The sequence below is a fragment of the Lacipirellulaceae bacterium genome (genome assembly GCA_040218535.1).
Classification (GTDB): Bacteria; Planctomycetota; Planctomycetia; order Pirellulales; family Lacipirellulaceae; genus Adhaeretor.
Map to the genome: position 1 here is coordinate 212,142 of JAVJRG010000010.1, position 13,015 is coordinate 225,156.

The 13,015-nt window shown below is 55.9% G+C and carries 10 protein-coding genes and 1 tRNA gene; 10 read left to right on the forward strand and 1 reads right to left on the reverse strand.

Annotated features, from left to right (window positions below):
• Positions 1–167 precede the first annotated feature (167 nt).
• Positions 168–416: a BON domain-containing protein gene (locus RIB44_12980; GenBank protein MEQ8617481.1), complete on the forward strand. Its 249-nt coding sequence runs from the start codon at positions 168–170 to the stop codon at positions 414–416.
• Positions 417–487: 71 nt separating this feature from the next.
• Here RIB44_12980 and RIB44_12985 read toward each other — a convergent pair whose 3' ends face one another.
• Positions 488–2,161, reverse strand: coding sequence for a SpoIIE family protein phosphatase (locus RIB44_12985; GenBank protein ID MEQ8617482.1), 1,674 nt, complete (start codon positions 2,159–2,161; stop codon positions 488–490).
• Positions 2,162–2,506: 345 nt separating this feature from the next.
• Here RIB44_12985 and RIB44_12990 point away from each other — a divergent pair.
• From RIB44_12990 to RIB44_13030, 9 genes are all read left to right on the forward strand, one after another.
• A tRNA-Gln gene (locus RIB44_12990) sits at positions 2,507–2,578 on the forward strand.
• 97 nt (positions 2,579–2,675) lie between these two features.
• A complete protein-coding gene (locus RIB44_12995; protein ID MEQ8617483.1) occupies positions 2,676–4,085 on the forward strand; it encodes a Gfo/Idh/MocA family oxidoreductase in 1,410 nt (469 codons plus the stop codon).
• A 199-nt stretch (positions 4,086–4,284) separates the two neighbouring features.
• Positions 4,285–5,985 (forward strand): hypothetical protein, encoded by a 1,701-nt coding sequence (locus RIB44_13000; protein MEQ8617484.1) that lies wholly within the window; start codon positions 4,285–4,287, stop codon positions 5,983–5,985.
• Between the two features lie 173 nt (positions 5,986–6,158).
• Positions 6,159–7,787, forward strand: coding sequence for a cation:proton antiporter (locus RIB44_13005; protein ID MEQ8617485.1), 1,629 nt, complete (start codon positions 6,159–6,161; stop codon positions 7,785–7,787).
• 134 nt (positions 7,788–7,921) lie between these two features.
• Positions 7,922–9,409 (forward strand): MFS transporter, encoded by a 1,488-nt coding sequence (locus tag RIB44_13010; GenBank protein ID MEQ8617486.1) that lies wholly within the window; start codon positions 7,922–7,924, stop codon positions 9,407–9,409.
• On the forward strand, positions 9,406–10,458 hold the full coding sequence (locus RIB44_13015; protein ID MEQ8617487.1) for a Gfo/Idh/MocA family oxidoreductase: 1,053 nt from the start codon (positions 9,406–9,408) through the stop codon (positions 10,456–10,458). Before RIB44_13010 ends, RIB44_13015 begins: the two co-directional genes overlap by 4 nt.
• Complete coding sequence (locus RIB44_13020; protein ID MEQ8617488.1) at positions 10,445–11,074, forward strand: cyclase family protein; 630 nt, start codon at positions 10,445–10,447, stop codon at positions 11,072–11,074. Before RIB44_13015 ends, RIB44_13020 begins: the two co-directional genes overlap by 14 nt.
• A 1-nt stretch (position 11,075) precedes the next feature.
• Positions 11,076–12,374, forward strand: coding sequence for a four-carbon acid sugar kinase family protein (locus tag RIB44_13025; protein MEQ8617489.1), 1,299 nt, complete (start codon positions 11,076–11,078; stop codon positions 12,372–12,374).
• Complete coding sequence (locus tag RIB44_13030) at positions 12,371–13,003, forward strand: aldolase (GenBank protein MEQ8617490.1); 633 nt, start codon at positions 12,371–12,373, stop codon at positions 13,001–13,003. The genes RIB44_13025 and RIB44_13030 overlap by 4 nt, the downstream gene beginning before the upstream one ends.
• The last annotated feature ends 12 nt before the right edge of the window (positions 13,004–13,015 follow it).

Consider the following 13,015-nt stretch of genomic DNA (forward strand, 5'->3'; position numbering starts at 1 on the left):
TGGTCGGCGCGATTGGGCACCTTACAGCGGAAAACTTGCTTGCAATCGGCAAGATCGACCGCTTAGGAGTCAATTGTCACCAATATTTTGATAGCCCTGTTTGACTCAATCAGTCGATTGCTAGGGCCGCCGCTATCGAATCTCTCCCCACACGCCGAGGCTCTCTCATGCCAACTGCCACGCTGCCCGCCGCTGTCGCTCAATCCAAAAAGTGTGCACTCACTCAGCAGGTTGAAGGAGCGATTCGCCAGAGCCCCTATCTCTCCGACCGCGAGATGCGGATCCAAGCACTCAACGGCGTGATCAAGCTTGAGGGACAGGTGAACAGCTTCTTTCAGAAGCAGATGGCACAAGAGCTACTTCGTCGCGTCGACGGAGTGCAGCGAGTTGACAATCGACTTCGCGTTGAGCGCTAATCATCAGCCGGAGGGCGTTAGCCCCCGGTTACCCAGAGAACCGGACGCTAACGCGTGGCGGCTAGTTTTCTCTATTCTCGCCCAAAGCAGACAAGACACATATCATCACTCTGCGGGAAATCTCCCGCAAACTGCCGTACCTTTTTCAAGAGGTGCGGGCCGAGTTCTTCTGAAGCAACGCTCGTGTCTTCGAGTGTCTCCTGCAAGCGTTCGATACCAAATAGGTCACGTCGGGAATTCATCGCTTCGCTGAACCCATCAGTAAAGATCGTGAGGAAATCGCCCGAGTCGAGCGTCCGGCGGTAGGCTTCGAATTCAAAGTCATCAATCACACCTAGTGGCACGCCAGCTTGATCGCCGCCCACTTCCTGAACCTTGCCCTGGACATCCCGCAACATCGGCGGCATGTGCCCCGCGTTGACGAGAATCAGCTCGTGGGTTGCTGGGTCACCTACGGCAACGACCATCGTGACAAAGCGATCATCCCAGCCGTGGCGAGAGAATGCTTGATTGATCTTACTGAGAGCTTTGGCAGGATCGGGTTCGGTTGCCAACCAGAATCGCACATCGCTGGAAAGCTTTGCCATCAGGATCGCCGCGGAAACGCCTTTACCAGCCACATCGCCTACAACGGCAGCAAAGCGTCCCTCGGGTAGCTGGATATAGTCGTAGTAATCGCCCCCCACCTGCAAGGCAGATTGGTAATACTGGAAGAAGTGGTAACCTTCGGCTTCAGGAGCGTGCTCTGGAAGGAGGGCTTGCTGCATCTCGTGAGCGACTTCGAGATCGCGTTGTAGGGCACGCTGTTTGACCGCTTCCTCATGCATGCTTGCATTATCAATCGCGATCGCCGCCTGATTCGCCACCCCGGCCAGCACTTGCAGGTCTTGATCCGTGAAACGACTCCGTTGATCGCGCGTGTCGATCTGGATCACGCCGAGCGCCTCTCCTTCACTGCTGACCATCGGTGCACACAACAATGAGCGAATGGAAAAGTCAGCAATCGATTGGGCCATGTTAAAACGTTCGTCCGCAGCAGCATCAGCGGAGAGCAACGCCTGCTGCGTTTGCATCGCTTGCTCAACGACCGTTTTGCTTATCTGCATGTCCGTTGAGTCGTCACCGCGGCGGGCTTTCGAAGCGACCGTGGCAAGCGGTCCTTCAGGATCGGGGCGTTGTATGACAAACCCGCGGTCCGCTTGCGGGAAAATTTTGAAGAGGCTGTCCAGCACTCGCGGCAAGATCTCTTTCACGGAAAGCGTCTTGCTTAGGTTATTCGAGATTTCCAGAATCGCTTGCAGTTGCGTCTCTGGCTTCGCCGAAACCTGCCACATCGATGAGGCACCACGGCTCACGTCGAGTGTTGCCAAGACGCTCGAACCGGGATCATCGGTACCCGCGGCAAGTGGACCGAGCAGTGAACCTTTCATCTGTGGGCTTGAATCGGAAGCAGGCACCGGTTGTCGGAATTCGAAGACAACGTCGCAGATCACCATCTGATCGCCATCGCGAAGTTGCGCCCGCTCGACCACACGACTGCCGTTAACGTAGGTGCCGTTGCGGCTGCCCATGTCGCGGACAAAAACGCTGTCGCCGTTGTTTTCAATCACGGCATGCCGGCGACTGACCGCCGCCACATCGACCACCACGTCCGACTCGGGACTGCGGCCTACGCTCGACTCGCCCGCCTTCAGCTGAAACTGACGCCCGACGTCGCCTCCTTGAATAATGGTAAGTTCACTCATCTCGTTAGTTGGCCCGACTTAAGGTTGTTTTGCTTGTTATTCCCTGCAAAACCAATCATCGCTTAAGACTGCAATCCTACTTTCCGGTGGTCGGAACGGCAAGTTGGCGGGTCCACCTACCTGATACTTCTGGGCTTCAGTCCTCAGGCTTCGGGCACTAGGGCTCGAAAGATCTCGGCAGTGAGGACTGAAGTTTTCCCTCGAGCCCCGCGCGAGACGTAGCTCGCGGGCTAGTCTGCTTTCTTTCTTCCCACATCCCCCGCCGACTGCCCACTACTCGGAAGTAAGCATTCAGGCTAAAATCAAGAACATCGCCAAGGGCGTCATGCATCGCCCGCTTCTTCATGCCTCGTGGTGTAATTGGCAACACAGCGGATTCTGATTCCGTCGTTCTAGGTTCAAGTCCTAGCGAGGCAGCTTCTTTCTCAGGCCGGGTTTTTGCCGACGAATACTTACTCCGTCTGCCAAGGGATTCTGGCTTTCTCTAATACTCATAAAGAACGAGAGCACAATCTTGAATAAGCAAAACACATCGCGACGCGATTTTCTTCGCACTTCAGCAACTCTGGGAGCCGGCTTCTATGCTGGCAGTCATCTCTCGCCCGTCCAGGCGGCTTCCGTCTCTAACAAGCTGCAGTACGCCGCCATTGGGGTTGGCATCCGCGGCTCGGGAATCAACGGCGACGCGGCTAATTTTGCGGAGTGCCTGGCGATTTGCGATGTCGATTCGCGGCAGATTACCAAGGCCAAAGAAAAACTTGCCAAGAAACTTCAAGATGCCAACCGGACGACGATGTCACCCACGGACTGTGCAGACTACCGCGAGGTACTCGATCGGGACGACATTGACTTCGTCGTCATCGGCACGCCTGATCACTGGCACGCAAAGATTGCCATCGAAGCGATGCTCGCGGGCAAGGATGTCTATTGCGAAAAGCCGATGACTTTGACCATTGCTGAAGGACGTCAGATTGTGGACGTTCAGAAGCAGACCGGGCGAGTATTCCAAGTCGGAACGCAGCAACGCTCGGGAAAACGATTTCAACAAGCGGTCGCCCTCCAAAGAGAAGGGCGAGTCGGCAAGATGAAGCGGGTCACTTGTGGCTTGGGCGGCGCGCCCAAGTCGAAGGTTCTTCCCGTCTGCGAGGTGCCCGCGGAACTCGACTGGAACCAGTGGCTTGGCCCCGCCCCAATGGTCGATTTCCGGCAAGCTGCCGAACCGGCCAAGTTTGGCTACGGCAGCGAGTTCCCACACGGTCGCGCTCACGCTCACTTCCGCTGGTGGTACGAATACTCCGGCGGAAAGCTCACCGACTGGGGTGCCCATCACGTTGACATCGCGATGTGGGCGCTCAATAAATCCGACGCAAAAGTTGGCCGCTTCACGATCGATCCCCTGATGGTCGAACACCCGGTTGAGTTTGAGAATGGCATGCCAACCGTCGACGATCAGTTCAACACGGCCACGAAGTTCCATATTCGTGTCACGTTTGCCGATGGCGTGGAACTCGACATGCGCCACAACGCCACTGAAGACCTCAAGTTCGGCAACGGCATCATGTTCCAAGGTGAGGGGGGGCGCTTCTTCGTGAATCGCTCGAAGCTGACCGGTAAACCTGTCGAAGAATTAGCCGACCGACTAATCGCCGAGGACACCTATGAGTCGATTTACCCCGGATTGCCCGACAGAGGCCTCTGGCAAATGAGCAACTTCATCGACTGCGTGCGCTCTCGCGCGACACCGATCTCCGACGTTACGTCTCATCACCGTCACCTCACGGTCTGCCACGCCGCAAACATCGCCATTCGCCTGGGACGCAAGCTGACGTTCGATCCGGCGACGGAGCGGTTTGTGGATGATGAGCAAGCGAATGAGTTTCTTGGGCGGGAGGCTCGTGAAGGGTTTGAGACGGTGGTGGCTTAGGATTACTTAAAAGGTTCCTGACACTTCTTTCCATTTCCTGCTTAGAGCAAGAACCTTTAACGAAGTAGAGGCATCATGTAATGCGTCAAGCCTGGAACTGTAGGGCTTACGAATTCTGTGCAAAATGATCTCGATCCGTATCTGACTTTAGACCTAGAATAACTGACTTCAAACTTTTACTCGATTCAAGGATGTTTCGATGGTAGCCAAATACCCAGGTATTATATGTGGCCAAAACTTTGTAGCTAAATGCTTAGTAACGGTTACCTGGTGCATTAGTCTGTCGTCGTCAAATGCGTATGGCACTACTGAGGGCGTTGAGCTATCAGCCATCGTCTACAGCGGTAATCTTGCTCCCGGCAACGCGGGCGCTCAATTCACACAGTTCAACGCCCCAATTGTCAACGCAAACGGGTTAGTTGCCTTCTCAGCCTCCATCTCAGACCGTGACACGCGAGAGGATAGCGGCGTCTGGACCTACGACGGTTCCGAAGTGACGAAAGTAGTCATTGCGGGCGACACGGCACCGGGCACCAGTGGCGATCAATTCAGCTACGCCAGTATCAAGGCCGTTTCCGACGAGGGCCATCTACTTTTCAGTGGTCGATTGCAGAGTGATCCAACGGCTATCGAGGCCGGCCTCTGGCGTGCAGACCCCAACGGCATCGAGAACGTAGCCCTCATTGGCGATCCCGCACCGGGCATCAATGGCGACGTGGTCTTTCGCTCTCGTTTTGAAAACGAGCTTATGAATTCTTCTGGAACTGTCGCTTTTAGTGGTTTCTTTGAAGGAGAAGGATTTGACGAAGCTGCAAGAGCAAGTGGCATTTGGGTCGGCGAGCCCGGCGCGATGCAGCTTGTTGCTGGCACAGGAACCCCATCGGAGCTTGGAAGTTTCTTGCCTTTTGCTACTCCCGGCCGCACATACTTAGCACTCAATGACAATAATCAAGTTGCGTTCACGGCCAGGGTCGGTGGGGAGCCAAATGGCGGCTTTTCCTATACATCAACATGGGTTGGTGACCATACCGATCTCTCGCTTGTTAGCTGGTCCGAGAGTCCTACAGTGAGCCTTGAGGAGTTTGGCCGACTTCGTTCTGTATCACCAGTGTCCTTTAACAACAATAACGAAATCGCTTTCTTCGCGCGTACGAGGAGCGGCTCAAGAGATCCCATAGCCGGGTTCGGCACAGCTGGGAGCTTAGAAACCTTGCATGTAGAGGGCGAAACACCGCCATACTTAAATCTGATTCCTGGGATTACAACGACCACTTTTGATGGGAAACCCTTAGTTTCTGTGGGAAGCGGTGCTAACACAATTCTCACGGCTGCTGACGAAATAATTTTTTTCCTAACATTGGATGCTGGCAGTCAAGACTCCAGGGAGGACTATCGGCAAAGCTTATTGATTCGCGGTAGGCCCGAGGCACCGCAGGTAGTCATGCAATTCGGCACCCAGGCACCCGATCTACCGGAGGGTGTTAGGTTCTCCGAAAACTACGGGGACTTGAGAGGTTTGGAAGCAAACGAGGCGGGAGAAATTGCCTTCCGAATTCGACTAGCTGGCGATGATGTGACGCTCGATAACGACTATGCGATTTTCTTCGTCGATCAAGCTGCTCACATGCACCTCGTTGCTAGAGAAGGTGACGAGATTACCTTTGACGACGGAACGACTCGCATTATTGAAGGCTTTGCCAACAATACACAAACCGGAGGCGCAGATGGTCGGCCGAGTAGCATCGCTTCAGCAGATGGCAGGTACTTTTTTACCGCGTTGTTTACAGATGGTAGTTTCGCGATCGTCCAGGCGAGCATAACGGCTATCCCAGAACCGGCTTCTTTGGTTCTTGTCATGCTATGCGGGATGACGATGCTCAGTCGGCGCGCGACTTCCTGACACGAATCTGACGTATTGTTGGCTAACCAAGCCCAACGCATCTTCTCTCCTATTGCCATAGACTTGATAAGTGAAGGAGCAGTTTCCCGGGCGATTCCACACAAGAGTCCACCAACTGCAATACCTTTGCCATGTATGGTTGCTAGATTTAAGCCCTAGCAAGTCGGATAAGCATGACCCCGCTATTAGTTCAAGAACTTCTACTCATTCTCGCCGCCGGTTTGCTCGCTGGCGTGATTTGTCGTCGGCTATCGATTTCGATGTTGATTGGCTATCTCCTGGCAGGCGTGTTGCTTGGGGATGGGGTTCTTGGCTGGATTAGCGATGACGATCATCAGCTTGAGCATTTCGCTGAGGTGGGCGTTTTCCTCTTGCTATTTTCCATCGGCTTGGAATTCTCGATTGAAGACTTGAAACGGTTGGGCAGCAAGCTGTTTATTGCTGGGGCAACGCAGATGGCGGCGGTTGCCCTGCCCGCGATGCTTTTGCTCAAGTCCCGCGGGATGGACTGGCAAACGGCGATCCTGATCGCGACGGCGGTGGCGTTTAGCTCGACGGTCTTGGTGTTTAAGGCGCTCTCCGAATGGGGGCAGGCGTCTCGCCCGCATGGGCGGCGAGCCATTGGGATTCTCTTGTTTCAAGATGCCGCTTTGGTGCCGCTGCTATTGCTCGTTCCTTTGCTCACCGATAGCGAGGAGCCGGTCAGGTGGTATGACTTCGCCCTCTTGGCTGCCTTCTCGACGCTGTTCATCGTCGCCATTTTTGCGCTCCGGCACCTCTTAGCACGCTGGCTGATTCCGTTCTTCACAAGCTATCGCGTTCCAGAACTGGTGATTCTCTTCACGGTAGTTTGCCTGGGCGGAATTACACTGGCAGCTTATTCGATCGGCCTGCCGGCGGCCGTGGGTGCTTTTGCCGCCGGTTTGGTTTTCAATGGTAATCGCTGGAGTCATCAGATCGATGCGATCGTTTTATCGTTTCGCGAAACTTTCGCTGCTGTCTTCTTTGTTAGCCTTGGTTTGATTTTCGACCCGCGGCTGCTAGTTAGCGAGCCGTTATTCTTCGTGCTTGCCCTACTCGGACTGATCCTGCTAAAAGCTGGTGCGGCAACCCTGGCACTCCGACTGACGGGGCTCTCGCTAGCCACTTCGTTCGGCGCAGCGATCGGCTTGGCTCACGTGGGTGAGTTTGCGTTTGTGCTCATCTTGCTTGGCTGGGAGTCGGGGATCGTCCCTGATCTCGACTACCAGAAGTTTGTCGGGGTCGCCGTCGGATCACTCATCCTGACGCCCGCATTGATGAAGCTCGGCCTGCGATTAGTCCGCCACGAAGAGGAGTCTGAAGAGGACCGCAAAGAACCACGTCCCCAACCGAGCGACCTACAGGGAGCAACGGTTATCGGTGCGGGTCCGATCGGTAAGGCTGTCGCTTCGCAGTTGGAAACCATCGGTAAGCAAGTCTGCCTGATCGACCGGAGCCCGTTAAACTTGCACCCGTTCGCGTTAGCCGGTTTTCAGACCATTGCGGGCGATGCGACCGACAGCGACATTCTTCTGTTCGCCAATATCGAAGATTCATCGACGGTCGTCGTCTGCATCAGCGATGATGCCGCAGCGCTGCGAATTGTGAAAGTCGTTAAGAAACTCAACAAGAGCGCACATATCATCGTGCGATCTCGCTATCAGGTGAGCGTCAAGGACTTGCTCGAGTCAGGCGCGGACCGCGTCATCAGCGATGAGTCGGAAGCGTCGGTGGCGATTCTGCGAGCGATCGAATCGGCTACTTCCGATGCAGGCGAGTGACAAGACGTGGAATAGAAAGCTATCCGCCCGCACTACTCATAATCGGGCGATGAAAATGAAAGCCTATGCCGCTCAATCGGGTTATTCTCAACCAGTAGCAAACGCCACCCGGCTAGTGTCTAATCTACCCATCTATGAACGCTCCTCTCGCGACGCATCAACGCTATTGGCTGGTCTTCCTGCTGTTTCTGCACACGGTCAATACCTACATGGACCGGGTGTGTATCTCCGCGGCCAAGGGATCGATGCAGGAGGATATTTCTGGGCTCGACGACCAGATGATGGGGTACGTGTTTGGCATCTTTGCGGTCGGCTACGCGCTGTTTCAAATCCCTGCGGGTTGGTTTAGCGATCGAGCCGGGCCGCGGCATGCGCTGACGATCGTCGTCATCATTTGGAGCATCTTCACCGCCTTGACCGGGGCAGTTGGGACGGCGATTAGTTTACTGATCGTGCGGTTTCTCTTCGGCGTCGGCGAGGCAGGCGCTTACCCAGGCGCAACGCGGGCGCTGTACAGCTGGTTGCCAGCGAAAGAGCGCGGGTTAGGGCAGGGGATTTTTCATTCGGGCGCACGTGTCGGAGCGGCCGCTTCGCTTGTCGTGATGCCGTGGTTGATCGGCCTGATTGGTTGGCGGATGACCTTCGTGGCGAACGCGGGGCTCGGGCTCGTCTGGGGAATCATTTGGTGGGTCTGGTACCGAAACGATCCGGCGGAACACCCAGCAACGAATGACGAGGAAGTGCAGCTCATCCAGCAGGGAATTGCCGAGGAAGCGGCGACCGAGTCGAAGGTTCCCTACATCCAAGTCGTCACTTCGGCCAACGTCCTGCTCGCGATGTTCCAATACGCGGCCAGCAACATCACGTTCTTCATCAGCATTACTTGGTTACAACCGTACATTGAGGAGACGTGGGGCGAAAAGTACAAGACGCTCGCTTCGGTGCCGCTACTATGCGGCGCAGTGGCATTGTGGGTGTCAGGCTACACGGTCACGGCTTTGCATCGTCGAGAAAGCTTGGTGCTTTCACGTCGTTTGCCCGCGATGCTGGGGTTCACATTAGCGGCCATCGGCTTGCTGCTTTGCACGCAGATCACGGGAGAAACCTCCGTCTGGGTATTCATCGCCTGTTTCTCGCTGGCGATTTTTGGTGTGGAAATGACGCTCAGCCCGAGTTGGGCGTTTTGCATGGACGTGGGCGGCTCGCGCTCGGGGGCCGTCTCCGCGGCGATGAACATGGTGGGGAACATGGGCGCGGCGGTTAGCGCAGTGGCGTTTCCATTCTTCGTGGCTTCTGTCACCGTGCCTTACATTGCTGAAGAGGCCGGCACGGCCAACTCGTTCTTCCTGTTTGCCGCGGTAATGAATGTGTTAGCGGCGGTGGCTTGGATGTTCATGAACCCGCGTCGCGAATTGAAGGAGATATCCAAAGCGGCACTACAGCGGCGGTTGCTGTTCTTTCTGGGGCTGATCGTGCTGGTGATCTCGGCTTTGATCTACACAAAGTTTCTTCTGCCGCGCAAAGAGAAAGAAAGCCCTGGTGAAGAAAGCAAAGAAACTGAGGTCGCTCTCTTCGAACCAAGCCATGAAGCACCTTGGCGAAGCGGCGGGAGGTTCGCGTGAAGTCGCTCAGAGGCGTAGCCATCGGTGCGGGCTATTTCAGCCAGTTCCACTTCGATGCGTGGTCGCGGATCGAAGGGGCTGAACTGGCTGCCGTTTGCGATCTCGATGCGGCTGTCAGTAAAGCGGCTGCACAGAAGTATGACATCGGAGCGAGTTACACCAACGTGAACGAAATGCTCGACGAAGTGAAACCCGACTTTGTCGACATTATCACGCGGCCCGATTCGCATTTCGAACTTGTTCGCGAGGCGGCTACTCGCGGTATTCCGATCATTTGCCAGAAGGCACTAGCTCCAAGTTTTGAGGAAGCGCAAGAGATCGTCGGCGTCGCTGCAGACGCGGGCGTGCCGTTGATGGTGCACGAGAATTTTCGCTTCCAGCCCTGGTATCGCGAGATCAAACGGCTGATCAACGAAGGGGCGATTGGAGAAAAGCTGCACGCCGTTTCATTCCGCTGCCGGACGGGAGATGGTTGGCAAGAGGATGCGTACCTTGCTCGTCAGCCGTACTTTCGCGAGATGCCGCGGCTGTTGATCTTTGAGACGGGTGTGCATTTCGTTGACACGTTCCGCTATTTGGCGGGAGAGATCGCCGGCGTCTACGCAACACTCACTGAGCATAACGCCGACATCCGAGGTGAAGATGCCGCTACGGTAATGTTCGAGTTCGCCAGCGGCACCGCGGGGCTGTGGGATGGGAATCGCTACAACGAGCCTGTCTCCAAAGACGCACGGCTGACGTTTGGCGAGGCGCTGATCGAAGGCAACGGGGGGTCTATCCGGCTTTATGGGAATGGCAAGTTGACGCTGCAACAACTCGGCGAACCAGAAGCTGAAGTCGAATACTCGTTCGAGAATCGCAACTTCGCCGGTGATTGTGTCTTGGCGACACAGCAACACTTCGTGGATTGTTTGCGTAGCGGAGCCTCGTTTGAAACTAGCGGACATGAGTACTTGAAGACGCTCGGCGTGGTCGAAGCGATTTACCAGTCAGCAGAGCAAAAGGCTCCAGTGCGTGGACTGTCGGAGGCAAGCAATGCGAGTGATTGACCTGAGCTTGCCAGCTAATAACGAAATGCCGGGCGTCGACATCACCACCGCCAAGCGGCTAGAAGTCGAAGGCTGGAACGCCACCACGCTCGCGCTCTATTCGCACAGCGGCACCCACATGGATGCGCCGTGTCACTTTCTCCCTGGCGGGGCAACACTCGACGAGCAAGATCTGTCCGTTTGCGTTGGAGAAGCAATCATTGTTGATTTGACGCCAGTCGAACCGAAGCAGTTGATTGAAGTCGCCGACTTGGGCTCGCTCGCCGAAACCATTGCGCCCGGGGCACGAATCCTTTTTCGCACCGACTGGCACAAGCGGTACGGTACCTCAGAGTATCGCGATGAGTTGCCGCGGATATCAATGCCCTTGGCGGAGTGGTTCGTCGAGAAAGAAGTCGCCATGATTGGCGTCGAGCCCCCCTCAATCGCGGACGTGAACAACCTCGAAGAAGTGACCGCCATCCATCAAACACTGTTCCGCGGCAATGTGATGATTGTCGAAGGGCTGGCGCACTTGGACATAATTGAATCAAGCACGATTCAGTTCATCGCCTTACCCTTGAAGATCGAAGGCGGGGATGGTTGCCCCGTGCGCGCGATCGGAATCGAGGTGTGAGATGAGCAGCAATCAAGCAAGGTCCTTCCTTGGCTGCATTGCCGATGATGTCACGGGGGCGACCGACCTGGCAATCAATCTCGTCCAAGGCGGGATGCGTGTCGTACAAGTCTTAGGCGTGCCGACCCAAGAGAGTCTCACCGAGCTTCGCGATGTCGAGGCAATCGTCGTTGCTCTCAAGACGCGATCAATTCCCAAGAACGAAGCGATTGCCCAATCCCTTGCCGCCTTAACCGCTTTGCAAAACGCTGGCGCACAGCGGTACTATTTCAAGTACTGCTCGACGTTTGACTCCACCGATGAAGGCAACATCGGCCCGGTAGCCGCAGCACTGCTGGAGGAACTGAGGGCGGAGAAAACGATTTTCTGCCCAGCGTTCCCGCAAGCCGGTCGAACCGTTTATCAGGGGCATCTGTTCGTTCACGATAAACTGCTCAACGAATCGGGCATGGAGAATCATCCGCTGAACCCGATGCGTGATGCGAACCTGCTGCGTGTGTTGGCGAAGCAAAGCACGGAGAAGATCGGCTTGCTTGCCTGCAAGAGCTACGCGGGCAGCATAGCAGCAATTCGCGATGAGCTAAGACGCCTGGCAGCCGAGGGCCAGCGTTTCGTGGTCACCGATGCGTGCGACGATTCGCACCTCGCACAGCTTGCGAAAGCGGTCGTTGAGATGCCGCTCGTAACGGGCGGGTCGGGGCTTGCGCGATTTCTGCCAGAAGCCTATCGTGACGCTGGCTTCATGCGCGCGGAGTCGTTTCAGCCGGAAATGCCACAAGTCTCTGGTCGACGCGCGATCCTCGCGGGAAGTTGCTCGACGGCAACCCAGGGGCAAGTCAAGCACATGCAGGGGCGTTGCCCGATCTGGCATGTGGACGTGCCGGGTCTTATGGCTGATGCGGAGGCAGAGCTTGAACGCTTTCGCAAGTGGGCAGCTTCAACGGGTGAGAACGAGACCCTGCTGGTCGCTTCGACTTCACCACCTGAAGCGATCACCAAATTACAAGAACTCTACGGTGCGGATTCCACTGCGAAAAGTATCGAGCGTTTTTTGGCCGCAAGCGCAAAGCTGTTGGTTGAAAAGTTTGGCGTGCGGAGACTCGTCCTGGCAGGTGGAGAAACCTCCGGGGCAATCGTTGCAGCACTGGAGATTCCAGCGTTGAGGATCGGCCCAGAAATCTGCACTGGCGTTCCTTGGACGGAAACGCTCGGGACGGAACCACGTTTGGCATTGGCACTCAAGTCGGGAAACTTTGGTGATGAGCAGTTCTTCGAGACCGCACTGGAGATGCTGCCATGAATGAACGTGAGCTGCGTGAACGCATCGCCCAGCATGGCAAGTCGTTGTTTGACCGTGGCCTGACGGCGGGGAGTTCAGGGAACATCAGCGTGCGGCTGCCTGACGGGATGCTCGTGACGCCGACGAATAGCTGCCTGGGGAACCTTGATCCCGAACGAATCGCGAAACTCGACTGCCAAGGCAATCTTCTTGAGGGGGACAAGCCGTCGAAGGAGGCATTCCTACATCACTCGATGTATGAAGCCCGCGACAGCGAACAGGCGATTGTCCACTTGCACTCGACCTATTCGGTAGCCGTGTCGTGTTTGGCGGAGGTCGACCCCGCCGATGTTCTGCCGCCGATTACCGCCTACTACGTCATGCGGGTTGGCAAGCTGCCACTGGTTCCTTACTTTGCCCCTGGGGATGAAAAGCTAGCGGAGGCGGTTGAGCGAGCAGCCAAAGCTTCACGGGCGGTGCTGCTTTCCAACCACGGTCCGGTTGTCGCTGGGAAAAGCCTCGACGCTGCCGTGTATGCCACCGAGGAATTGGAAGAGACAGCCAAGCTGTTCCTCATGCTAAGAAACGAAAAGACGCGGTTTCTTACTGCAGAGCAAGTTACCGATTTGCAGAAACGATTCTCGAATTAAGAATTGGACAGG